At 44.6% G+C, this 23374-nt stretch carries 21 protein-coding genes; 16 read left to right on the top strand and 5 right to left on the bottom strand.

Annotation, left to right across the window (positions count from 1 at the left end):
• Nucleotides 1–12 precede the first annotated feature (12 nt).
• Complete coding sequence (locus VHA01S_RS02405) at nucleotides 13–2790, bottom strand: insulinase family protein (RefSeq protein WP_023402755.1); 2778 nt, start codon at nucleotides 2788–2790, stop codon at nucleotides 13–15.
• Between the two features lie 218 nt (nucleotides 2791–3008).
• On the opposite strand from VHA01S_RS02405, the gene sixA reads away from it, so the two are divergent.
• Entirely contained in the window at nucleotides 3009–3473 is a 465-nt protein-coding gene (gene sixA / locus VHA01S_RS02410; RefSeq protein WP_023402756.1) for a phosphohistidine phosphatase SixA, read from the top strand.
• A gap of 120 nt (nucleotides 3474–3593) precedes the next feature.
• On the opposite strand, the gene VHA01S_RS02415 is transcribed toward sixA, so the two are convergent.
• Both VHA01S_RS02415 and smrB read right to left on the bottom strand, forming a co-directional pair.
• A complete protein-coding gene (locus VHA01S_RS02415; protein WP_023402757.1) occupies nucleotides 3594–4091 on the bottom strand; it encodes a fasciclin domain-containing protein in 498 nt (165 codons plus the stop codon).
• Between the two features lie 82 nt (nucleotides 4092–4173).
• On the bottom strand, nucleotides 4174–4704 hold the full coding sequence (gene smrB / locus VHA01S_RS02420; RefSeq protein ID WP_023402758.1) for an endonuclease SmrB: 531 nt from the start codon (nucleotides 4702–4704) through the stop codon (nucleotides 4174–4176).
• 62 nt (nucleotides 4705–4766) lie between these two features.
• Here smrB and prmB point away from each other — a divergent pair, with 62 nt between their 5' ends.
• From prmB to VHA01S_RS02445, 5 genes are all read left to right on the top strand, one after another.
• The gene (gene prmB / locus VHA01S_RS02425) at nucleotides 4767–5699 is read left to right on the top strand and encodes a 50S ribosomal protein L3 N(5)-glutamine methyltransferase (RefSeq protein ID WP_023402759.1); all 933 of its coding nucleotides are present in this window, start codon (nucleotides 4767–4769) and stop codon (nucleotides 5697–5699) included.
• 163 nt (nucleotides 5700–5862) lie between these two features.
• Entirely contained in the window at nucleotides 5863–6951 is a 1089-nt protein-coding gene (aroC, locus tag VHA01S_RS02430; protein WP_023402760.1) for a chorismate synthase, read from the top strand.
• A gap of 98 nt (nucleotides 6952–7049) precedes the next feature.
• Complete coding sequence (locus tag VHA01S_RS02435) at nucleotides 7050–7577, top strand: elongation factor P hydroxylase (protein WP_023402761.1); 528 nt, start codon at nucleotides 7050–7052, stop codon at nucleotides 7575–7577.
• Nucleotides 7578–7580: 3 nt separating this feature from the next.
• Nucleotides 7581–7847 (top strand): YfcL family protein, encoded by a 267-nt coding sequence (locus tag VHA01S_RS02440; RefSeq protein WP_023402762.1) that lies wholly within the window; start codon nucleotides 7581–7583, stop codon nucleotides 7845–7847.
• A gap of 179 nt (nucleotides 7848–8026) precedes the next feature.
• Entirely contained in the window at nucleotides 8027–8554 is a 528-nt protein-coding gene (locus tag VHA01S_RS02445; RefSeq protein ID WP_023402763.1) for an NADPH-dependent FMN reductase, read from the top strand.
• Between the two features lie 66 nt (nucleotides 8555–8620).
• Here the strand turns inward: VHA01S_RS02445 and mnmC are convergent, their stop codons facing one another.
• Nucleotides 8621–10693, bottom strand: coding sequence for a bifunctional tRNA (5-methylaminomethyl-2-thiouridine)(34)-methyltransferase MnmC2/FAD-dependent 5-carboxymethylaminomethyl-2-thiouridine(34) oxidoreductase MnmC1 (gene mnmC, locus VHA01S_RS02450; RefSeq protein ID WP_039969976.1), 2073 nt, complete (start codon nucleotides 10691–10693; stop codon nucleotides 8621–8623).
• Between the two features lie 119 nt (nucleotides 10694–10812).
• On the opposite strand from mnmC, the gene fabB reads away from it, so the two are divergent.
• From fabB to purF, 10 genes are all read left to right on the top strand, one after another.
• The gene (gene fabB, locus VHA01S_RS02455; protein WP_023402765.1) at nucleotides 10813–12024 is read left to right on the top strand and encodes a beta-ketoacyl-ACP synthase I; all 1212 of its coding nucleotides are present in this window, start codon (nucleotides 10813–10815) and stop codon (nucleotides 12022–12024) included.
• Nucleotides 12025–12145: 121 nt separating this feature from the next.
• On the top strand, nucleotides 12146–13276 hold the full coding sequence (locus VHA01S_RS02460) for a 4-phosphoerythronate dehydrogenase (protein ID WP_023402766.1): 1131 nt from the start codon (nucleotides 12146–12148) through the stop codon (nucleotides 13274–13276).
• The gene (locus VHA01S_RS02465; RefSeq protein WP_023402767.1) at nucleotides 13276–14289 is read left to right on the top strand and encodes an aspartate-semialdehyde dehydrogenase; all 1014 of its coding nucleotides are present in this window, start codon (nucleotides 13276–13278) and stop codon (nucleotides 14287–14289) included. Before VHA01S_RS02460 ends, VHA01S_RS02465 begins: the two co-directional genes overlap by 1 nt.
• Before the next feature lie 256 nt (nucleotides 14290–14545).
• On the top strand, nucleotides 14546–16303 hold the full coding sequence (locus VHA01S_RS02470) for a FimV/HubP family polar landmark protein (protein WP_039969977.1): 1758 nt from the start codon (nucleotides 14546–14548) through the stop codon (nucleotides 16301–16303).
• Nucleotides 16304–16371: 68 nt separating this feature from the next.
• Nucleotides 16372–17157 carry a tRNA pseudouridine(38-40) synthase TruA gene (truA, locus tag VHA01S_RS02475; RefSeq protein ID WP_023402769.1) on the top strand — a complete coding sequence of 262 codons (786 nt, stop codon included), beginning with the start codon at nucleotides 16372–16374 and terminating at the stop codon, nucleotides 17155–17157.
• Between the two features lie 174 nt (nucleotides 17158–17331).
• The gene (accD, locus tag VHA01S_RS02480) at nucleotides 17332–18255 is read left to right on the top strand and encodes an acetyl-CoA carboxylase, carboxyltransferase subunit beta (protein WP_023402770.1); all 924 of its coding nucleotides are present in this window, start codon (nucleotides 17332–17334) and stop codon (nucleotides 18253–18255) included.
• A 41-nt stretch (nucleotides 18256–18296) separates the two neighbouring features.
• Nucleotides 18297–19571: a bifunctional tetrahydrofolate synthase/dihydrofolate synthase gene (folC, locus tag VHA01S_RS02485; protein ID WP_023402771.1), complete on the top strand. Its 1275-nt coding sequence runs from the start codon at nucleotides 18297–18299 to the stop codon at nucleotides 19569–19571.
• Nucleotides 19561–20175: an SPOR domain-containing protein gene (locus tag VHA01S_RS02490; protein ID WP_023402772.1), complete on the top strand. Its 615-nt coding sequence runs from the start codon at nucleotides 19561–19563 to the stop codon at nucleotides 20173–20175. The genes folC and VHA01S_RS02490 overlap by 11 nt, the downstream gene beginning before the upstream one ends.
• Before the next feature lie 63 nt (nucleotides 20176–20238).
• Complete coding sequence (locus VHA01S_RS02495) at nucleotides 20239–20736, top strand: CvpA family protein (protein WP_023402773.1); 498 nt, start codon at nucleotides 20239–20241, stop codon at nucleotides 20734–20736.
• A gap of 21 nt (nucleotides 20737–20757) precedes the next feature.
• Nucleotides 20758–22275, top strand: a complete 1518-nt coding sequence (gene purF / locus VHA01S_RS02500) for an amidophosphoribosyltransferase (protein WP_023402774.1) — start codon at nucleotides 20758–20760, stop codon at nucleotides 22273–22275.
• A 185-nt stretch (nucleotides 22276–22460) separates the two neighbouring features.
• Here purF and VHA01S_RS02505 read toward each other — a convergent pair whose 3' ends face one another.
• Entirely contained in the window at nucleotides 22461–23336 is an 876-nt protein-coding gene (locus tag VHA01S_RS02505; RefSeq protein ID WP_039969978.1) for a LysR family transcriptional regulator, read from the bottom strand.
• Nucleotides 23337–23374: the final 38 nt, after the last annotated feature.

A 23374-nucleotide genomic window follows, 5' to 3' on the forward strand; every position in this document is an offset into this window, starting at 1 on the left:
ATTTTTATCCTATCACCCCAGTTCAATATCTTTCGGCATTAGCTGAAACTCTTCAATAGAGCCAATTTCTTGACCTAGATCCAGTGGCGGTGCGTCGTGATGTTGGTTGCCTTGGGTGTGCATGACCAATCTATTCGCCGTTCTAGGTTTTAGCTCGCTTACCACAAAGCGAATCATATCGGCGCGGGTTAAGGTGCGGATATGTTCAACCACCAATTCTCGGTTGTTAAACTCTTGGTCTTTATTGCCAATGGATACCCAAAGCCTTTGGCCTTTGGTTCTTAGGTTATTGTCGGGCGCCATGATTTGGTTTAATAGCCCTTGCTTACTGTTTTGCCATTGGGCTTCAGTCAGTTCAAGGAGCACCATATAAAAGGCATTCAGAAATTCATCGATAGAAGCGACTAAATCAATAGGCGCAGCCACAGGTGACTGCACATAAATGACAATTCCGGGAATACGGTTTAATGGCATATTCCCTGTGCCCACCATATAACCGAGTTGTTGTTTAGTCCGAATTTCATTGAAAAATGCTGATGACATCAAGTGGTTAGCAAGTGTAAAGGTAGCAATAGTGCCTGTGTTAGAGTCTTCACCTTGATAGTAAATTGCTACGGCTGAATCGTCTTGGTCGCAATGAATTTCATGTTGGAAGGTGCCGTTATTACCTAACTTCACCAAAGGTCTGAGTGATTCTTTGTACTTTTGATTTTCAACGCGCAGCGCATTTTTCAGCTCATTGGCAATGTCTTGTGCCGCTTGTTGAGTCCAATCACCAAAGACAAACATTTCTACATATAATTTGCCTAATAAGCTAGAGACAAACTCTGGCAGCTCTTCAATTTGTACTTTCTCTAAGGCTTTAACCAGCACGCCTGCGGGAGGGTTATTTGGTTGTAATATTCCGGATAAGTGGTTGAACAGTTGCGATAAGGGTCTGTCTTTACTGGCGTTACGCAGTTTTCTAAGCATTTGGGTTTTGATGCTATCAAAACGTTGCTGCTCAAAATGACGGGTGGCAAATTTTTCTAAAATCATTTGCAGTAGTTGCGGCTGCTTCTCACTAAATCCAGATATAGTTAAAGTGAGCCCGCCTTGATGGGCATAGATGTTGTAGCTCATGCCGGCAATTTCAGCTTGATAGGATTGCCTAGATAGTGACTCCATAAACAGTTCAACACACAAACGCAATTTGACAATATTTTGTGGGTTGTTGACTGAGCATGGGCTATCAATCGCAATGTAGAGCGAGCCTTTTGGTACGCGAAAATCAGGCTCTTGTAAGTGCCACAAACGAAAGCCCGGTAATTCTTCTATGACTTTAGGTAACGGCTGTACTTCTTGTAATGGCTTAGGGTCTAAGTCATAACAGATAAATGGGTTTTTGCTGGGTAGGGCAAAGTCAGCAAACTTGGCTGGATTTTTCCAACGCTCAATTTGTTCGGCGCTAAATTTCTTAGCGGAATATGGGGTGAAATACCACTTGGCTTGTGTGTCGTACTCAAGCTCTTTGGCGGTAACCCATACTCGAAGGTTCTCTACACAGAAGTAAGGAACAAAACTTTCAATTAGGGAATGGTCAAAATCACTCATGCGATAGTCGCCATACAAGACTTCACTCATAGGGAAGCGTTGTATGCTCATCACCAGATAGCTGGCAAGGTCGATAGCTTTAACCGATTCTTGAAAACGAAATGCGGATTCTAATACCGCTTGTTTTTCAGTGTAACGCCACTGTTCGATGCCTTGTTCAAAGACCAAGTTCATATAAGAAAAGATCGTTTCTACAATCTCATCTATATGTTTAAGCCCTTCTGCGGTAAGCAGGCAACCAATGCTAAATTCTCGAAAATTACTGCCACTGATGCCGCCACCTGCAGCAAGAGAAGTCACCCAGTGTTTATTTTTCAGTAACAAGGTCAAGCTACCCGGGCCTTCGTAACCGATAAGATGCGCAAAATAAGACAGAGGTTTAGTCGCGTAATGCTTTTCCATATTAGGGAAAGAAAAAGACAAGCTTAGCTTGCGCGCTTCTTTTTCTGGTTCTACTTGTACATACAGCTGTTGTTCATTTTGAGTGAGCAATGGGGTAGTGATGGTTTTGGCCTGTAGGTGATTGTTTTTTATATCACTAAACAAGCGAGTTGCCATCTGTTCGAGATCATCTAAAGGCTGCGGACCCACGAGCACCACACTCATGAGATCGGCAGAATAATGGCTTTGGTAAAACTGAATAATTTCATCACGAATAGAGCCGCTTTCTCTATCACAAAGCGTCTCTTCATTACCGACTGAAAATTTTGCAAAAGGGTGTAGCGGATTGACCAATTCTTTTTGCACTTGATAAAAACGGCGCGAATCATCGTGTATCTTCATTTGATATTCAGAGTTAACCGCTTGACGCTCTTTATCCAGTGCTTCTTGATTGAAGAGGGGAGAAATGAAGAACTGGCTAAAACGAGACAAGGCTTGTTCAAAGAAATCAGGCACGACATCAAAAAAGAAACAGGTATGTTCCGTGCCTGTCCACGCATTATTACTGCCACCGTGCTGGCTGATGAAAGTTTGAAACTCACCAACTTGTGGGTAATCCTTAGTACCTAGAAACAGCATGTGTTCAAGGTAGTGAGCAAGCCCTTCACGGTCAGCAGGGTCGTCAAAGTGTCCCACTCTTACCGCTAGCGAGGCAGCAGAGCGCTGCACGGTAATATCTTGAACCAATATGACTTTAATTTGGTTATCTAAGGTGATGTCACGATAGTGGTTTTTGTCATTCGGACTTTGATGCACTTAGATGCTCTCCTTGAATTACCTCAACCCTGATTCTTTAACACAGAAGATTTAAAAATGGGCTGAGATAAACTATTGTTTTATATGTTAAGTATGGCGGAGCAATGCCTTCTAGCAAACTTAAAAATAAAATTTTATTGAAATGCTGCCTCAATCAGAGAATACCAATAGTATTATGGTGTACTCTTTGAACAGACAGTCACAAGTTTAGGACAAAAATGAACGTATATATCATGCGCCATGGAGAAGCAGGAAGCTTTGCATCAAGTGATGCTGAACGCACATTGACCGCTCGCGGAGAGGCGCAATCATTGCAAGTGGCCGAAGCCGTAGTCGAGCAAGGTGTTTCACATTTTGATTTAGTCTTGGTTAGTCCTTACATCAGGGCGCAACAAACTTGGGATAAGATTAAAGGGCTTTTTTCTGCCGATAAAGTAGAAGAGTGTGCCGATATTACTCCTTACGGGCATTCTGAAGATGTTTACCAGTATGTGTGTGCTTTAGCTGAAGTTCAAAAACCGCAGTCAGTGTTACTGGTTTCTCATTTACCTTTAGTGGGCTACCTTACTGCTGAATTTGTCAATGATATGGCAGCACCAATGTTTCCAACCTCAGGTTTTGCCGCTATTGATTTTGAACTTGAGAGTAAAAACGGTGAATTGATGTGGCATATCGCGCCATAACTTAGAAGGCCAGCTTGGCCTAACCTAGAAGCGAATCAGCCTTAAAATCTAAAAGTAAAACGGCGACCCAAGAGGTCGCCGTTTTGTCTAAATGAGTTACCTTGAGCATAGTAGGTTACATTATTTAGGCATCAATACCGTGTCGATAACATGTATCACGCCGTTCGACGCTTTAATGTCGGTCCCCGTCACGGTGGCGTTATCTATCATTACCCTGCCATCCATTACTTTTATCATGGCGGTACCGCCTTGCACTGTTTCAGCTTGTGATAGTTTAACCACATCAGCCGCCATTACTTTCCCTGCGACTACGTGATAGGTCAAAATCGCTACAAGTTTATCTTTGTTTTCTGGTTTTAGTAGCATTTCGACAGTGCCTTCAGGAAGCTTTGCGAATGCGTCGTTTGTTGGTGCAAAAACTGTAAACGGTCCATCACCTTTCAAAGTATCAACTAGGCCGGCGGCTTTAACCGCTGCGACTAAGGTTGAGAAGTTTTCATTTCCTGCGGCCACATCCACAATGTCCTTTTTCATACCATGATGGCCTGCGTAGGCATTCAAGCTTAGAAAAAGTATTCCGATGAACCAAACTGATTTTTTAGTTAATTGCGACCACATATCCTATCCCTCGTGTTGTTTTTTGGATATTCAAATATTTGAACATCTGACATTGATTACGCAACGAAGGCAGAAAAGATCACTATTTTTCTGGAATAGACAGTAATACCAGCAGTGCACCACTACCACCAAACTCCAAAGGTGCTTGATGATAGGCCATCACATCAGGGTGCTGAGCCAGCCACAATGGCACTTTCTGCTTTAAGATATGTTTGCCGATGCCGTGCATGACGCTAGCACAATGCACATTTTGTTTGATGCAATGCGCAATCATGGCGCCAAGCTCACGTTTGGCTTCCATTTGCGTCATGCCATGCATGTCTAAATACACGTCTGGCACATACACGCCACGGCGCAGTCTTTTGACTTCATACTTAGAGACATCACTGCGAGCGTAACGGGTTGGACCGTCCTCATTGAGCAAAGGTTCAAATTCATCAGAGAAGTAAAATTCGTTATCTTTGGCTTCTCGATCAAACCTTTGCTGTTGTTTTTGTTTTGTTTCTCTTGTTGGCGGTTGGATTATGGTATCCTGTTGTAACTTTTTAACGCCTTGTACTGCTTCTTTAAACAAAGAAAAGTCATCAATATTTGGCTTATCTGATTTGTTCATGGAATAAAGTTTCTGATCTATCTTTAGATTAGGCAGTATTGTAGCGCTTTTTGGAGAAACTTTTGGATAAGATTTTTGTAGATGAAGCAGTGGCTGAACTTCACACACTGCAAGACATGATTCGTTGGACAGTAAGCCGATTCAACGCAGCGGGCTTATTTTACGGTCACGGCACGGATAATGCGTGGGATGAAGCGGTTCAATTAATTTTGCCTTCACTCTATTTGCCTCTCGACGTACCTGCGCACGTTTTAAATTCTCGCCTAACAAGCAGTGAGCGTTTGCGTTTGGTTGAGCGCGTAATTAAGCGTATTAACGAACGTACACCTACCGCTTACATCACCAATAAAGCTTGGTTCTGCGGTATGGAATTCTTCGTTGATGAACGTGTATTAGTGCCTCGTTCGCCAATTGGTGAATTAATTGAACATCAGTTTCAACCTTGGCTAGCGGGTGAACCTACTCGCATCATGGATATGTGTACCGGCAGTGGTTGTATTGCGATTGCCTGTGGTCACGCCTTCCCTGATGCTGAAGTCGATGCGATTGATATTTCAGGCGACGCGCTAGAAGTGGCGGAGCAAAATATCCAAGATCACGGTCTTGAAGCGCAAGTGACGCCAATTCGTTCGGATTTATTCCGTGATTTGGTGCAAGAGAAATACGATCTCATCGTGTCTAATCCGCCGTACGTGGATGAAGAAGACATGAACAGTCTACCTGACGAGTTTAAGCATGAGCCAGAGCTTGGTTTAGCCGCCGGTACTGACGGATTAAAATTAGTGCGCCGCATTTTGGCGAATGCGCCAAACTACCTAACAGACAACGGTATTTTGATCTGTGAAGTCGGCAATTCTATGGTGCACATGATTGAGCAGTATCCAAACATTCCATTTACTTGGATAGAGTTTGAAAACGGCGGTCACGGCGTATTCATGCTCACCAAAGAGCAGTTGCTAGCATGTGCTGACGAGTTTGCACTTTATATTGATTAATCCATACGGATAAAAAGAACATAACGGCATCCACTAGTTATCGATAGTAACTAAAAGGGTGCCGTTTTTTGTTTACACAGTACAAAGCACTTTACAATAGAGTGTGATAAAGCCAGTATGAAAGGCATTAGACCGTTTAAAACAGACTTACAATGAGGAAGTAATGGCAGGAAACAGCATTGGCCAGCATTTTCGCGTGACCACTTTTGGTGAAAGCCACGGTATCGCATTGGGTTGTATCATCGATGGATGCCCTCCAGGCTTAGCCTTAGAAGAGGCCGATCTTCAAAAAGATCTCGATCGTCGTCGTCCTGGTACATCGCGTTATACAACAGCACGTCGTGAACCGGATGAAGTTAAAATTCTTTCAGGCGTTTTTGAAGGTAAAACCACAGGTACTTCGATTGGGCTTTTGATTGAAAACACCGATCAACGTTCTAAAGATTACTCTGAAATCAAAGACAAGTTCCGTCCGGGTCATGCCGATTACACCTATCATCAAAAATACGGTGTGCGTGATTACCGAGGTGGTGGTCGCTCATCGGCTCGCGAAACCGCAATGCGAGTGGCTGCTGGCGCCGTGGCTAAAAAGTATTTAGCGCAAGAATTTGGCGTTGAAGTGCGCGCCTATTTGACGCAAATGGGCGATGTAAAAATCGATACTATCGATTTTGATGAAATTGAAAACAACCCATTTTTCTCTCCAGATGCTGCTGCAGTCGATAAATTTGACCAGCTAATCCGTGATCTTAAAAAAGATGGCGATTCTGTTGGCGCAAAATTACAGGTGGTGGCTACGCGTGTCCCTGTCGGTTTGGGCGAGCCTATTTTTGATCGTTTAGATGCCGATATTGCACACGCGTTAATGAGCATCAATGCGGTAAAAGGCGTTGAAATTGGCGATGGCTTTGCAGTGGCTGCACAAAAGGGCAGTCAACACCGAGATGAACTGACTCCAGACGGCTTTGCCTCTAACCACGCTGGTGGCATTTTAGGTGGCATTTCAACAGGTCAAGACATTGTGGCAAATATTGCACTAAAACCGACCTCAAGCATCACAGTGCCGGGCAATACGATTAACCGTCAAGGTGAGGCGACGCAACTTATCACTAAAGGTCGTCACGATCCTTGTGTGGGTATTCGCGCTGTGCCGATTGCCGAAGCGATGCTCGCGATTGTATTGCTGGATCATTTATTGCGTCACCGTGGTCAAAACCATGGCGTAGTAACCGAAACACCAAAAATTGTATAGATAAACTAAAGAGCTGTTGGATGCTTCCGATTGTAAAATCGGCATTCAGCGCTCTTAATTCTCCGCCCGTTTCTCTTTCCTTTCTGTAAGATTTTCCCATGCACGACTATAACGACCTTATTACTATCTTCGATAATACTTTCTTTGACTCTTTTAACACTCGATTGGTGTTAGGGGGAGACGAGCCCATTTATCTTCCTGCAGATGATGAGTTTGCGTACCATCGCATCATTTTTGCCCGTGGTTTTTATGCTTCAGCTCTGCATGAGATTGCGCATTGGTGTGTCGCTGGGCCAAAACGACGATTACTCGAAGATTTTGGTTATTGGTATGAACCTGATGGTCGTGATGCCAACACCCAAGCGCAATTTGAAGTGGTCGAGATCCGCCCGCAAGCGTATGAATGGATATTGGCACAAAGTGCAGGGTTTCGTTTTCAAGTCAGTTGTGACAACCTAAGCGGAGACTTTGAACCAGATAGATTAGGTTTTACACATAAGGTTCAGCAAGAGGTTATCGATATTTTAGAGAAAGGCTTGCCAACTAGGGTTGAGATGCTTTCTAATGCGCTTCGGGATTTTTATAGTGTCCCGCCACTTACTCAGGAAGATTTTAAGGTACTTTGAACCATGATTTTACAACTCGAAGAACAGTTACTTGACACGATTGACCAAACCGTTGCCACTGCGTCGGATGACGAGCTGTTTGCGGGTGGCTATTTACGTGGTCATATCTCTTTAGCCGCGGCTGATTGTGAATACGAAGCGGTATCCGATGTTGCCGTATTCAAGCAAAAAATCGAACAAAGCCTTGCGGACGCACAATCAGAGCTAACACCAGCGGATCGCGTTATTGTGGCCGACATGTGGAATGGTTTATCGAAAGCATTGGCTTAGTCTAATTTTTATTGCGTTAATGCTGACTCAACGCTGATTAATTAGTATGTTGGGAATGGACATGAATATGCTGTGATTCAGAGTTGAGTCACAGCATATTTTTTATGAGCCCGCTTTTAATTGCAAGACGTCATTGCAAGACAGAATGACACGATGGATTATCGAACAAGGAATCAGTTATGAAAATTATCGCCTTTGCCGCCAGTACCAGCTCAACTTCAATCAATAAAACGCTCGCGTCGTACGCTGCTCATCAGCTAGCCAATGCCGATGTTGAAGTGCTTGATCTTATTGATTATCCAGCGCCACTCTTCAGTGAAGACACTGAAAAAGAGCTTGGACACTCGGAATCAGCGAAAAAGCTGTTGGCTAAACTTGGCCGAGCTGATGCCATTATAGTCTCTTTTGCAGAGCACAATGGCAGTTATACCGCCGCCTATAAGAACTTATTCGATTGGGCGACTCGCATTGAGCGCAATGTATTCCAAAATAAACCCGCCTTGTACATGGCAACGTCACCGGGCCCAGGTGGTGCTAAATCGGTACTTGCCGCCGCCGTCGCTTCTGCGCCTTATTTTGGTGCGGATGTGAAAGCCTCGTTATCTGTGCCCAATTTTTATGATGCATTTGATGTGCAGAAGAATGAATTTAAAGACCTACAGGTACAGCAACAAGTGATGGATGCGCTAGGTAAGCTTATCGCTTAGTTTGGATATACCCAATTGGCACTATAAATAATGGGCTCTTTCTGAGCCCATATTGTTGCAGATTGCTTATTTAATTGGCTTAGCAAGAGGTCTACCTTTAATCAGCTTTCTTACCCACATGCGACTTGGATGCAATGCATTTAAGGTGGAAGCAGGCATAGGCAATGGATACCCTAGCATTTGTGAAGCCAAAATTTCGGCGCTTAACGGCGCTGAAGTTAAGCCTCTTGAGCCAAGACCAATTAAGCAAAATAGATTTGAATACTGGCTGACTACGGTTGCGGGCACTGTTTTCTGCGGGCTTAAATTCGCGTATTGAGTCACTATGTCTGCAAACTTACCGACATTACCGATAAAAGGCAGATGATCTCTAGAAACAGAGCGTATGCCTTGTCTCGCGTCTTTGGCACTCACATCAACCTCGGCTGGCCAACTTTGGTCGGGTAGGCACTGCTGCAATTTAGAGGCGTTTTGTTGTTGGTGCAGCTCATTGTAATCAGTGCTGTGATCGCGACTGTCATAACTTGCGCCAATGCAGTGCTGATCTAACGGGCTTTTCGGCGTTAAGTAGCCGTCGTAACACAATACAGTATTGAGTTTTTGCAGTTGAGTAGTCGTAGGAATATGGCTCACTTGCCCTTTTACTTTGCCAAGGGGAATAGATTGCGCTTGTGCAAACTCATCAAAACTGTGTCCATTCGCAATCACTACCGCGGTGTATTGCTGTTGATTTTTTTGCTCGCTTATATGTTCGTCCATTTGCTGACTGGTGACCAACCAACCTTGTTCGTTTTGCTCTAACTGGGTCACTTTACACGGCTGTTTTAGCGTTAATTGCTGCTGTTGCGCAAGAAACTCAATAATGCCTTGTGTGCATTGCGAGGGTGATAGCCAGCCGCCTTGTGGGTATAACACCGAGCCGTACGAGCAATCGAGCCCAATAGTGCGCGCGGTTTGTTCAGGGTTGAGTTGAGTGACTAACTCATGCGGATATTGCCCTTGCACAATGCGCGATAGCTTGGTTTGCTCCGCTTCATTCCAAAATAATTGGGTAACGCCACACCAGTCATGGTCAAAGCTCACTTTAGCCGCTACGTGATCATAGAATTGGCGCGCAAACACAAAGCCGTTAGAAAAAACTTGCGAAACGGCATTGTGATCGCCGTTTAACAACGGATAAAGTGCGCCTTGTCTATTGCCGGATGCGCCCTGGGCCAGTTGCTCATCTTGGCAATACAGTGTCACTTGTGCACCTTTTTGCACTAAAGAATAAGCAAGACAAGCACTGGCGACACCGCCACCAATAATGGCAATATTATCGACTGGCTTATCGGGTGTGTTTGAATCAAAAACAGAGGTTAGAGGCTCTCTGGCAAAGTGAGGCAAGATATTGCTGTACGGCTGTTTGTCGCGCATGCTACCGACAATCATATCGCGCTTATGCCCAAAGCCTTTGGCCTTACTCATATCAAAGCCTGCTTCAATCAACCCTCGGCGCACAAACCCTGCTGCGGTAAAGGTGGCAACGGTACAATCTTGCTTAGCCAGCTTAGCCATACCGTCGAACAAATCCTGATTCCACATCTCAGGGTTTTTACTCGGCGCAAAGCCATCTAAGAACCAAGCATCGACAATCCCATCACTATGAGTTGGTACATCGGGAAGATTATCTTTGATATCCCCCAGCCATAGGTCTAAAGTGATAGCGCCATCAGCAAGAATCAGGCGATGGCACCCAGAAAGCGCCATAGGGTAGTGCTGCTGTAATTCGGTCGCATATTTCTCTAACTCTGGCCACGCTTTATGCGCTTGTTGCAGATCATTTAATGTAACAGGGTATTTTTCAAAGCTGATAAAATGCAGTTGAGTGAGGGACGCTTGTGGATATTGCGCTCTAAATAGCTCAAACTCTTTCCAGACAGCGAGAAAGTTTAGCCCTGTGCCAAAGCCAGTTTCCGCAATAACAAAGCGGGATTGGTTGAAGATTGGCCAGCGAACAGGCAGTTGATTTTGGGTGAGAAACACATAACGAGTCTCAGCAAGACCATCGTTGTTCGAGAAGTAGACATCATCGAATTGCTCTGATACCGGGGTTCCGGCGTCGTTCCAATCGAGTTGAGCGTGTTTAATTTTTGGCATATAGATCATAGAATGAGACGTTAACTGAAGTGATTGTACAAATATCTAGGAAAGCTGACCACTTGATCCGCTCTTTCTAGGTATTATCTAGCGGAAAATTTGAATTATAGGAATGTCACATGAAACGAGTCGTGATCACTGGTATGGGTATTGTTTCCAGTATCGGTAACAACGTCGAAGAAGTACTAGAGTCTCTAAAAGCTGGCAAATCTGGTATCGAAGCCTCAGAACAATTTAAAGAAAAAGGGCTACGTTCACAGGTTTGGGGTAGCTTGAAGATCAATCCAGCGGAACACATTGATCGTAAACAAATGCGTTTCATGGGTGATGCTGCGGCGTATGCGTTCATTTCTATGGAGCAAGCAATTGCTGATTCTGGTTTGGCTCCTGAGCAGGTGTCTAACGAACGCACTGGTATCGTAGCCGGTTCTGGCGGCGCATCGTCTCTAAACCAAGTGGCAGCAGTTGATATTCTAAGAGAAAAAAGCGTTAAACGAGTGGGTCCATACATGGTCACTCGTACAATGGGTTCTACAGTATCAGCTTGTTTGGCAACGCCGTTTAAAATTAAAGGCGTGAACTACTCAATGAGTTCTGCATGTTCAACTTCAGCTCACTGTATCGGTCATGCGATGGAGCTTATCCAACTTGGCAAACAAGACGTTGTCTTTGCTGGTGGTGGTGAAGAACTGGACTACAGCATGTCTATGATGTTTGACGCTATGGGCGCTCTATCAACTAAATACAACGATGAGCCAACTCGCGCATCACGCACTTATGATGCAAACCGTGACGGTTTCGTTATCTCTGGTGGCGGCGGTATGATGGTTATCGAAGAGCTAGAGCACGCACTTGCTCGTGGCGCTAAGATTTACGGCGAACTTGTTGGCTACGGCGCAAACTCAGATGGTCACGACATGGTGGCTCCATCAGGCGAAGGCGCAGTACGTTGTATGAAGATGGCACTGCAAAACGTAGATTCAGTGGATTACGTGAACACACACGGCACATCAACTCCTGTAGGTGATGTGAAAGAGCTTGGTGCTATCCAAGAAGTGTTTGGCGGTAACAGCCCTGCAATTTCAGCCACTAAAGCGATGACAGGTCACGCTCTAGGTGCGGCAGGCGTACACGAAGCTATCTACACAGCATTAATGCTAGAGCACGGTTTTGTTGCACCAAGCATCAACATCGAAACGCTTGATGATGCAGCTGAAGGTCTTGACATCGTCACTGAGAAACGCGACCAAGAATTGAAAACAGTGATGTCAAATAGCTTCGGCTTTGGCGGCACTAATGCGACATTGGTATTTAAAAAGTACGAAGGTTAATCCTTTAAGCTCAATTAAATACAAAAAAGCACATAAATAATGAGACCCGACAGGCATTGCTTGTCGGGTCTTTTGTTTATGATTATTCTGTTACTTGTTCAAAACAGCTGAAGTATTACAAATGAAAATCGTAATTGATGAAAATATGCCGTATGCCAAAGAACTGTTTGGCAAATTAGGTGAGGTTGTGGCCTTATCTGGACGCACAATCAGTGCTGACGACTTAGTGGACGTAGATGCGTTAATGATTCGCTCCGTCACTAAGGTCAATCAAGCATTGCTGGAAAAAGCCAACAAACTGAAATTTGTCGGCACTGCTACCGCCGGTTATGACCACCTTGATCAACAAGCATTACAAGACAAAGCTGTGGCGTACACACATGCACCGGGCTGTAACAAGGTTGGCGTGGCGGAATACGTCATTTCATCGTTAATGGTACTGGCTCAGCAACAAGGCTTCTCAATTTTTGATAAAACCGTGGGTATTGTCGGTGCAGGGCAGGTAGGCAGTTATCTTGCGAAATGTCTACAAGGCATTGGCATTCAAGTGTTAATCAATGACCCTTTAAAAGAAGCAGAAGGCGATCCACGTCAATTTACGCCACTGAATGAATTGCTTGAACGCAGTGATGTGATTTCGCTACACACGCCAATTACACGAGACGGTGAATACCCAACTCATCACTTAATTGATAGCGAGCGCTTGCAGGCAATGCGACCTGAGCAGATTTTAATTAATGCCGCTCGTGGTCCTGTAGTGGATAACCAAGCCTTAAAACAGCGTTTACAGCGCAATGACGGCTTTACTGCGGTCTTGGACGTGTTTGAATTTGAGCCAGAAGTGGACTTGGAGTTATTACCACTGCTTGCATTTGCCACTCCGCATGTTGCAGGCTACGGTTTAGAGGGTAAGGCGCGCGGTACAACAATGATCTTTAATTCATTTTGCCAGCACATTAATAGCCCCTTAGCGGTTGGCGCCGATGAGTTATTGCCTACCGCTCCCGTGCCAAAAATGCATTTATCACGCCAGTGGGACGAAGCAACACTGCACAACCTCACACAATTGATTTATGATGTGCGCAAAGACGATGCACTGTTTCGCCGTGAAATCGGTAAAACAGGGGCATTTGATAAGATGCGTAAAGAGTATTGGGACCGCCGAGAATATGGCGCGGTGACGCTCACTGGCGATGCGTCTTGTAATTTGCAACCCTTGCAAGAGCTAGGATTTAAGGTAGAGGTAGGTTAATGAGTCAACAATTTAATGTCGCCATTTTAGGCGCAACTGGCGCTGTCGGTGAAACACTTTTAGACGTTCTAAAAGAAAGAGAGTTTCCGATTGGCGAACTGCATCTACTGGCCAGTGAACGCAGTAAGGGTAAAACTTACCGCTTTGACGGCAAAAGTATCGAAGTGCAAGATGTGGCTGAGTTTGATTGGTCTCAAGTACATATCGCACTATTTTCAGCGGGCAGTGAACTGTCTGAGAAATGGGCTCCTATTGCCGCAGATGAAGGCGTAGTGGTTATCGACAACACGTCGCAGTTCCGTTACGACTATGATGTACCTCTTGTTGTGCCTGAAGTAAACCCTGAAGCCATTGCAGAGTTTCGTAACCGCAACATCATTGCAAACCCAAACTGTTCTACTATTCAAATGCTGGTTGCCTTGAAGCCTATCCATGATGAAGTGGGTATTGAGCGCATTAACGTCTCGACTTATCAGTCAGTAGCAGGTGCGGGCAAAGCGGGCATTGATGAGCTTGCAGGCCAAACGGCAAAACTATTAAACGGTCAACCTGCAGAAGCGGAAGCGTTCTCTCAGCAAATCGCTTTTAACTGTATTCCACAAATCGATACCTTTATGGACAACGGTTACACCAAAGAAGAGATGAAGATGGTTTGGGAAACCCAGAAAATCTTTAACGACCCTTCTATCATGGTGAATCCAACTTGTGTTCGTGTGCCGGTTTTCTATGGTCATGCTGAAGCGGTGCACCTAGAAACGCGTGCGCCGATTGATGCTGAGCAAGCGGTGCAGTTACTTGAGCAAACCGACGGCATTGAAGTGTTCCACGGTCAAGATTTCCCAACCCAAGTTCGTGACGCGGGCGGTAAAGATCATGTCATGGTAGGGCGTATTCGTAACGATATTAGCCACCACAGCGGCCTAAACATGTGGGTTGTCGCGGATAACGTGCGTAAAGGCGCCGCTACTAACGCTGTACAAATTGCAGAGCTATTAATTCGTGACTACTTTTAAACTATAGAAGTATCTGATTTTTTTAGATTTTGCTGTAAACGTTTTTTGCTTTACAAGCATAAGTAAAAAAGGCCATTGGCGAGGTAACTTGCTGGTGGCTTTTCTATTTTTGGTAACTGAAGAACCACTACTTGACCCGTAATCGAATTTTAGGCACATTTTTGATGTAAATAATCATCCTATAGTTGTCTTTTGCGCAAAACTTTAGCAAATTAATACTATTCACCGCTTAAGGGAAATCTAGTTGCGAACTCAAATGGAATTGTATCGTCGTACTCTTATTGTAATTGCGTGTTTGTGTGTTTCTATCGTGGCACATGCAGAAGACATCCGTCTTGTAGGCCCAAGTGGTCATTTGCAAGCCGTTCCTACTTATATCGTTCCTGATTCACTAGATGGAACTAAGCTTAACCGAGATCAAAATAAACTCTCTAGCCAACGCACTTATGGCCCCACGGCTATCGATGAAACTTTATGGTCGATAGGACAAACCGTAAGAACCAGCGAGCAGCAATCGGTTTATAAAGTGATCTTGGCTATCTACAAAAATAACTTAGCGGATTTTGAAGATAGAAACATCCACTTGCTCAAACCGGGCAGTATCATCACTTTGCCAACTGATGCTGAAATTGATAAACAGAGTGTTGCTGAGGCAGTGCGCTTATTAAAAATTCATGCGAAAAAGCCCAGCTATTTAGCAAAAATCGCTCAAGACAATGCGCCGACTAAAATTAATGTAGAAGATTTGGGTGCGCGTCAAATACAGCAAAAGCAAATCGAGTTTTTGCAGCAGCAATTACAATCCTCACAGCAAGAGTTCAGCTCATTACGCCAAAATAACCAAGATCTTCTGCAAGCATTAGGCTCAATTCGTACGGATGTCGTGCAATTAAAAGGGCAACTCGATCTAGAAACCCAGCGCCGCGCCACCGCAGAGCAAACTTTAAAAGCAGAAAATGCCAATCTCCCTGCGCCTGCATCAAATTCAAGTTTATTGACAAATGTATGGGTGATTGTGGCGCTATCGGCCGCTGTGACAGCGCTTATCATGTTGCTTATCATCAAAATGACCTTATCCGTCAGACCGGTTCCGCAAATTGGTAAAGAGCCTACAGAGCCAAAAGCACTTAACCCCGTGCCAAGCGTGAAAGGCGATAACGACCCTGAAATTGAAAATGTAGAACCTATCGCAACCGTTGTGGCATCGTCAGAAGAAAATACCGAAGCGCAACACGTTCAAGAACAAAGCGATGACAGTCAAACACCAGACGCCGCAATTGAAGTGCCTGCTCGAGCGCAGATGGCGCAAAGTACGGTTAACCCATTGGATAAAGAGTTTGAGCAAGAGCTGGATAAAATCTTAGCGGTTAAAGTTACGGGTGAGGTGGCTACCTCAGACAACACGGATTCTGATAGCGATAGTGGTAGTAGCTATGGCGACAATAGCAAGGGCGAAGAGTCTACAGAGCAAGAATCTCATCTAGATGAGATCGTAAACGTCGCGGATTTGCCTGAATATGGCGAAAGAGAAGCGCTTGCGGATGCTAAAAAAGAAGCGTTAGCGCTGTTAGCAGAAGATGATCTAGATTTAGGTGATGCAGTAGCAGCGAGTGACTCAGTTATTGAACAAACAGTTATTGAAAAACCAGTTATCGCTACAGAAAATGATGCAACGATATCTAAACCAGCACCAGAAGAGACAGAGCCAACTACTGCCTATAAGTCTATCGATGAAGTGATCGCTGAGGCAGATGCAGAACCTGCAACCAACCCCGATGAAGAAGAGCTCGATCTTCGAGTCGGACTAGAAGAATTTCCTGATGTGATCGGCAATGTCGAGCTTAAAGACGTTGACGTAGAAGGGGAACTATCAAGTCAGATAGACTTAGCCTCTGTGTACATACAAATGAATGATTTGAATCATGCCGGTAAGTTACTGCGCGATGTCATTGATAAGGGTAATGAACATCAACAGCAACGCGCACAAAATCTACTAGATTCGATTCATTCATAATAAGAAATTGAGACCGTTAAACGCTTCGTTTATACTGCCGACCCTAATTTCTAACTGGATTGTTTCTGATGAGAATCGCACTTGGCATCGAATACGATGGTGCAAAATACTACGGCTGGCAAAGACAAAACGATTTTGACTCTGTTCAGGGGCGTTTAGAAAAAGCATTATCGATAGTAGCGAATCATCCAGTAGAGGTGCAATGTGCCGGTCGTACCGATGCCGGCGTACACGGCACCGGACAAGTAGTCCATTTTGATACTACCGCTTCTCGTAAAATGGTAGCGTGGCAAATGGGCGTCAATGCCAATATGCCAAGCGACATTGCGGTGCGCTGGGCAACTGAAGTCTCAGAAGATTTTCACGCTCGTTTTAGCGCGACCGCAAGACGATACCGCTACGTTATCTACAACCATTCATTACGCCCTGCAATTTTGGCAAAAGGCGTCAGTCATTATCACGGCGATCTTGATGTTGAAAAAATGCATCAAGCGGCGCAATCTCTACTCGGCGAAAATGATTTCAGTTCATTTAGAGCGGCTCACTGCCAATCACTAAGCCCATTTCGTAATATGATGCACATTGATGTTACTCGTCATAGCCAATATATCGTAGTGGATATTAAGGCGAATGCGTTTGTGCATCACATGGTGCGAAATATTGTCGGCAGTTTGCTGGTGGTAGGGCGCGGTGAACAGCCTGTTGAGTGGATTGCGTGGTTGTTAGCGCAGAAAAATCGCACATTGGCAGGTGCAACGGCAAAAGCACATGGATTATATTTGGTGAGAGTCGATTACCCAGATGAATTTGCGATACCAGAATATCCAATGGGTCCGTTGTTTCTACCTGAATAAATGTAACGAAAAGCAAATTTAGCATCAATTTGGCGTCATTTTATTGTCATAATTAAGTATTAAAGAATAGGTACAACCAGTTTTTTATCTACACTTGAGTAGATCTATGGTTTAATCCTTGCAAATTATCAACCTCTTGCCTTTGGGGCGAGAGCTTAATGAAAAAGGTCTTTCATGAGTTGGCTTGAGAAGATTTTCAATAAAAGCAGTATTTCACCGTCTCGCAAGGCGAATGTTCCAGAAGGTGTATGGACGAAATGTACCTCTTGTGAACAAGTTTTATACCAAGCTGAGCTGCAGCGTAACCTAGAAGTGTGTCCTAAATGTGACCATCACATGCGCATTTCTGCTCGTATGCGTCTTGACAGCTTTTTAGATGCGGACGGCCGTGAAGAACTAGGCGCAGAATTAGAGCCTAAAGATAAACTAAAATTTAAAGACACCAAGCGTTACAAAGATCGTATCGTTGCTTATCAAAAAAGCAGTGGCGAAAAAGATGCTTTGATCGCGATGAAAGGGACTTTAAACGACATGCCTATCGTGGCGTGTGCGATGGAATTTAAGTTCATGGGCGGATCTATGGGTTCGGTTGTGGGCGCACGTTTTGTTCGCGCCGTTGATGCTGCCATCGAAAACAACTGTGGCATGGTGTGTTTCTCTGCCAGTGGCGGTGCTCGCATGCAAGAGGCGTTAATGTCTTTGATGCAAATGGCTAAAACCAGTGCTGCACTAGAGCGTCTTTCTAAGAAAGGCCTACCGTTTATCTCAGTAATGACCGATCCGACTATGGGTGGCGTTTCAGCAAGTTTTGCTATGCTAGGTGACATCAACATCGGTGAGCCGCGTGCGGTTATCGGTTTTGCAGGTCGTCGCGTAATTGAGCAAACGGTTCGTGAAGACTTACCTGAAGGCTTCCAAACCAGTGAGTTCTTACTTGAGCATGGCGCAATCGATATGATTGTTGATCGCCGTGAAATGCGTCAGTGTGTAGGTAACTTAGTTGCAAAAATGACTAATTATCCAACACCTTTAGCGACTTCTGGGAATAAAGGCTCAAAAGAGGCTGAATACGAAGTACCCGTAGCGCCAGAAAAATAGTACAGTACTCATTATCTACAGTTTTAGCGTTTAATAGATTGATGAGTCCATATATCCCACAAGCCACATCATCCCTTAAGGTGTGGCTTGATTATTTACAATCCATTCATACCAGTGCTATTGACCTTGGTCTTGATCGCATTTCTCAAGTTGCTCAAAAAGCGACTCCAAGCTTAACTAAGCCTGCACCTAAAGTGATTACCGTTGCCGGAACAAATGGCAAAGGTTCTACGTGCGCCATCATGGAAGCCATATTGCTCGATGCCGGTTACAGCGTCGGTGTTTACAGCTCTCCACATTTGATTCGTTATAACGAACGCGTTCGCATTAACGGACAAGACCTCGATGATGCGCAACATGTCTCGGCATTTTGCGCCATTGAAGCACTGCGTGGTGAAATTAGCTTAAGTTTCTTTGAATACGCAACACTAGCGGCTTTGCACTTGTTCCAAGAACAAAAAGTGGACGTGGTACTGCTGGAAGTAGGGTTAGGCGGACGCTTAGATGCCACGAACATTGTTGATCATGACGTGAGTGTGATTACTAGCCTTGCCATTGATCACGTTGATTGGCTTGGGGATGACATCAATGTGATTGGTTTTGAGAAAGCGGGCATCTTCCGCCCTGGCAAACCTGCGATTTGTGGTCAACCTGATGCACCGATGACCGTTGCCGCGCACGCGGATGACATTGGCGCCAAGTTGTACCAAGTTGGCTATCAGTATTCATATCAAGAACACGGCACACTGTGGGATTGGCAATCAGGCAGTTTTGATGTCAAAGACCTACCTAAACCAAACTTGCCACTGGCTAATGCGGCCACGGCATTGATGGCATTGGGTGTCTCTGAATTAGATCTGACCGATGTGAATATCGTTAATGGGCTTAACAAGGCTCAATTAGCCGGAAGAATGCAGGTGTTATCACAACAGCCTACTGTGATTTTGGATGTCGCGCACAATCCGCATTCCGCGCAATATTTAGTGGCTCAACTGCAGCTGCGTTACCCACAAAAGACCATTCGCGCCGTGATTGGTATGTTGCATGACAAAGATGTGGCATCGACGCTGAATGCATTATCGGATTGCACTGAGCATTGGTACCCAGCCTCTCTAGAAGGCCCACGCGCGGCATCAGCCCAAGAGCTATGCCAATACCTTGCTCAAGGCACTAAAGCTTATGATAACCCTGTCGCAGCCTTTGAACAGGCGCTGAGCGATGCTGGCGAAGATGACGTTGTCGTCGTCATGGGTTCATTTTTTACTGTAGGGGCCGTGTTAGAGCACTGGCAAACAAGGAGAAACAATGGCGAGTAAATTTCAAAGTCGCTTAGTCGGTACCATAGTACTGGTTGCAGTAGGGGTAATTGTGCTTCCTGATATATTAGACGGTGAAAAATCGCACTATCAAGAAGAAACGGTCGCTATTCCTATTAAACCTCAACTTGAGTCAGAAGTAGAATCGTTTGAAGTTCTTGACCCTGTCGAAGAAGACGTTTCTTTACCACCTGAACCGGTTGAAGAAGTGATTCCTGATCACAGCGCGCCGAAAGCCCATAAAGTGGCTGAAGTGAAGCACGAAGCCAAAGCAGCGCCGAAGCACACAACTAAACATGTAACCAAACATAAACCAGAAGTGGTGAAAGTGAAGGAGCATAAAGTTGTAGAACGCAATCACTATCAAGACAGCGCATGGATTATTCAGCTGGTTTCATTAAGAAATGCTGAAAACGCCGAGAAGATGGCAAAAGATCTGCAAAAAAGCGGTTATCGAGCCAGTGTGGTGAAAGCGAACAACTTTTATCGCGTAATTGTAGGGCCAGATGTTTCCCGTTCAAAACTGGAAGCGGAACTACCAAAACTAAATAAACTGCTTGGCGCAAATGGTCAGATTCAGACATTTAAGCCACTAAAACCATAAAGAAAACGTTTGCGTCGCGCATTTTTCTGTTAGAATGCGCGCCAGCATGAGGAAGTAAAGCTCATGAATTGGATAGATTTTACTATTTTAGGTGTGATCGGCTTATCTGCGCTGATCAGCTTGGTACGAGGTTTTGTTAAGGAAGCCCTGTCTTTAGTGATTTGGTTTGGCGCCTTTTTTATTGCCAGTCAATATTACACAAAACTCGCGGTGTACTTTACAAACATCCAAGACAATATGATTCGAAATGGGGCCGCGGTAGCCGCTCTGTTTGTGGCAACATTGATTGTTGGTGCTGTTATCAATTACACCATCGCTCAATTAGTACAGAAGACCGGTTTGTCAGGTACAGATCGCGTGCTTGGAGTCGTATTTGGTACTTTACGTGGCGTACTCATCGTCGCTGCCGTACTGTTCTTTATGGATGCATTCACCAGTCTTTCAAATGCCGACTGGTGGCGCCAATCGCAGTTGATCCCAGAGTTTAGTCGTCTGATCGCACCGTTTTTCGAACATCTTAAAGAAACGTCAAGCTTTTTATCCGGCGTGGGTAAAGCTTAAATCAATACTGAGGGTTTAGACATGTGTGGTATTGTTGGAATTGTAGGCACAACTCCTGTTAATCAATCGATTTATGATGCGCTTACGGTTTTGCAGCATCGTGGGCAAGATGCAGCGGGTATTGTTACCATAAATAGCAATCGTTTTCGTCTACGTAAAGCGAACGGCTTGGTTAAGGATGTGTTTGAAGTAAAACACATGCAACGCTTACAAGGTAACGTGGGAATTGGGCATGTTCGCTACCCAACCGCAGGAAGCTCAAGTGCTTCAGAAGCTCAACCTTTCTACGTAAACTCACCTTTTGGTATTACGCTCGCGCACAATGGTAACCTTACCAACGCTGCCGAAGTACGTCAGAACCTGTTTGAGAAAGACCGTCGTCACGTAAACACCACTTCTGATTCAGAAGTACTATTGAACGTATTGGCTCATAACATTGATATGACCAAAACTTTTAATATTACTGAGAAAGACGTGTTTGATGCGGTAGAGCGTGTACACAAAACCATTCGTGGTGCATACGCGGTTACAGCAATGATCATCGGTCATGGCATGGTGGCTTTTCGCGATCCAAACGGCATTCGTCCTCTTTGCTTAGGCAAACGAGAAGTGGAAGGTGGCACTGAGTACATGGTGGCTTCTGAGTCTGTAGCACTAGATGCGGTAGGCTTTGACTTCATGCGTGATGTGGCTCCTGGTGAAGCGGTTTACATTACATTTGATGGTCAACTGTATACTCAGCAGTGTGCAGAGAATCCACAATTAAACCCATGTATCTTTGAATTCGTTTACTTTGCTCGTCCAGATTCATTTATCGACAAGATTTCTGTTTACAGTGCTCGTGTTGAAATGGGTAACAAATTGGGTGAGAAAATCAAACGCGAATGGGATGATTTGGATATCGATGTGGTTATTCCAATCCCAGAAACATCGTGTGATATCGCACTGCAAATTGCACAAATCATTGATAAACCATACCGCCAAGGTTTTGTGAAAAACCGCTACGTTGGCCGTACCTTTATCATGCCAGGTCAGCAACAACGTAAGAAATCAGTACGTCGTAAGCTGAATGCGATTCGCTCTGAGTTCAAAGGCAAAAACGTATTACTTGTTGATGACTCAATTGTTCGCGGTACGACCTCTGAGCAAATTATCGAAATGGCGCGTGATTCTGGTGCAAACAAGGTTTACATCGTATCAGCAGCTCCTGAAGTTCGTTTCCCGAACGTGTATGGCATCGACATGCCAAGTGCTAATGAATTAATTGCGCACGGACGTGAAGTTGACGAAATTGCCGCACTGATTGGCGCTGATGGCTTGATGTTCCAATCAATTGAAGATCTAGTATCGGCTGTTGGTCATGGTAACCCTGATATCAGTACTTTTGAAACATCGGTATTTAGTGGTCAATACGTGACTGGTGATGTGGATCAGAAGTATCTGGATTTCCTAGATTCACTTCGTTCAGATGATGCCAAACTTGAGCAAAACATTGCCCAAGATCTTGCGAACTTGGAAATGTATAACGAAGGCGCTTAAGCTCTTTTATTTTCTAAGATTAGTAAACAGAATCATAAACCAGTGGCTTAGGCTGCTGGTTTTTTTATGTTTGATAGAGAATGACTAATAACAAAAAGGCTCAGCAATTGTGCATTGCTGAGCCTTTTTATATCAGTGGTGATTCAATATCAGCTGTGATGAAGATGGAACTTCATCGTGGACAATTAATTGAAGTAATCTCTGATGTAATCGATGAACAAACGTGTTTTCTCAGGGATATGGTCTTTATGGTTGTACAGCATAAAGATATCACGAGGGTTCGCTGTCCATTCTGGAAGCACTTGTACAAGGCCGCCATTTGCGATGTGATGGTCAACCATAACATCAGGAACCAGAGCAATACCTACGCCACAAGAACAAGTGTGTCGTACCACGTTAAGATCGGAAGCTTCTAACTTGCCTTTCTCTTTGTTCACTACCGTTTCACCATGAACGTTCACAAGAGACCAATGAGTCAAAGGCAAGCCTTTTAGCAAAGAGTGACCAGAAAGATCTTCGGCGTGCTGCAAAGAAGCGGTGTTCGATTTTAGGTAGTCAGGGCTTGCTACTAAAATATCTTTTACTTCGGTTAGCTTTCTTGCGATTAGGTTTGAATCGCGCTGTGGACCTACTCGGAAAATCATGTCCCATTCTGTTGGGTCAAGCTCATCCGCTCTGTTGGTCATGTTAAGATCTATTTGAATATCAGGGTAAGTGGTCATGAACCCTTCAATAAGAGGCATTAACATACGCTTAGTTAAGTTTGCCGGAGAAGAAACACGTAGGCGACCTGCGGCTCCTCTGCACTCTTCACCAAGCTCTACAGCAGAACTAGAGAGTTGTTTGAGTAATGGACCACATTGCTCATAAAAGCGTTGTCCTGCTTCTGTTAGCGTCAATTTGCGAGCATGTCTGTTCAACAGTCGTAAGTCGATAGCATCTTCTAATGCTTGTATGCGTCTAGTGATAGTTGCAACCGGAATTCGAGTTGCGCGTGACGTAGCTGTATAGCTTCCATGCTCCACGACTTGGCGGAACAGATTGAGGTCATCAAGTTTCATTGTGTCTTTCATGATCTAGATATGCACTCACTTATATG

The sequence above is a fragment of the Vibrio halioticoli NBRC 102217 genome (assembly GCF_000496695.1).
Classification (GTDB): Bacteria; Pseudomonadota; Gammaproteobacteria; order Enterobacterales; family Vibrionaceae; genus Vibrio; species Vibrio halioticoli.

Excerpts from the sequence above, each read along its gene's own strand:
- VHA01S_RS02445 (WP_023402763.1), top strand. The coding sequence starts at position 8,027 with ATGAAAATTATCGCCTTTGCCGCCAGTACCAGCTCAACTTCAATCAAT.
- VHA01S_RS02495 (WP_023402773.1), top strand. The coding sequence starts at position 20,239 with ATGAATTGGATAGATTTTACTATTTTAGGTGTGATCGGCTTATCTGCG.
- folC (WP_023402771.1), top strand. The coding sequence starts at position 18,297 with ATGAGTCCATATATCCCACAAGCCACATCATCCCTTAAGGTGTGGCTT.
- VHA01S_RS02435 (WP_023402761.1), top strand. The coding sequence starts at position 7,050 with ATGCACGACTATAACGACCTTATTACTATCTTCGATAATACTTTCTTT.
- accD (WP_023402770.1), top strand. The coding sequence starts at position 17,332 with ATGAGTTGGCTTGAGAAGATTTTCAATAAAAGCAGTATTTCACCGTCT.
- aroC (WP_023402760.1), top strand. The coding sequence starts at position 5,863 with ATGGCAGGAAACAGCATTGGCCAGCATTTTCGCGTGACCACTTTTGGT.
- VHA01S_RS02440 (WP_023402762.1), top strand. The coding sequence starts at position 7,581 with ATGATTTTACAACTCGAAGAACAGTTACTTGACACGATTGACCAAACC.
- smrB (WP_023402758.1), bottom strand. The coding sequence starts at position 4,704 with ATGAACAAATCAGATAAGCCAAATATTGATGACTTTTCTTTGTTTAAA.
- mnmC (WP_039969976.1), bottom strand. The coding sequence starts at position 10,693 with ATGCCAAAAATTAAACACGCTCAACTCGATTGGAACGACGCCGGAACC.
- VHA01S_RS02415 (WP_023402757.1), bottom strand. The coding sequence starts at position 4,091 with ATGTGGTCGCAATTAACTAAAAAATCAGTTTGGTTCATCGGAATACTT.
- purF (WP_023402774.1), top strand. The coding sequence starts at position 20,758 with ATGTGTGGTATTGTTGGAATTGTAGGCACAACTCCTGTTAATCAATCG.
- VHA01S_RS02465 (WP_023402767.1), top strand. The coding sequence starts at position 13,276 with ATGAGTCAACAATTTAATGTCGCCATTTTAGGCGCAACTGGCGCTGTC.
- fabB (WP_023402765.1), top strand. The coding sequence starts at position 10,813 with ATGAAACGAGTCGTGATCACTGGTATGGGTATTGTTTCCAGTATCGGT.
- truA (WP_023402769.1), top strand. The coding sequence starts at position 16,372 with ATGAGAATCGCACTTGGCATCGAATACGATGGTGCAAAATACTACGGC.
- VHA01S_RS02460 (WP_023402766.1), top strand. The coding sequence starts at position 12,146 with ATGAAAATCGTAATTGATGAAAATATGCCGTATGCCAAAGAACTGTTT.
- VHA01S_RS02470 (WP_039969977.1), top strand. The coding sequence starts at position 14,546 with ATGGAATTGTATCGTCGTACTCTTATTGTAATTGCGTGTTTGTGTGTT.
- VHA01S_RS02505 (WP_039969978.1), bottom strand. The coding sequence starts at position 23,336 with ATGAAACTTGATGACCTCAATCTGTTCCGCCAAGTCGTGGAGCATGGA.
- sixA (WP_023402756.1), top strand. The coding sequence starts at position 3,009 with ATGAACGTATATATCATGCGCCATGGAGAAGCAGGAAGCTTTGCATCA.
- VHA01S_RS02490 (WP_023402772.1), top strand. The coding sequence starts at position 19,561 with ATGGCGAGTAAATTTCAAAGTCGCTTAGTCGGTACCATAGTACTGGTT.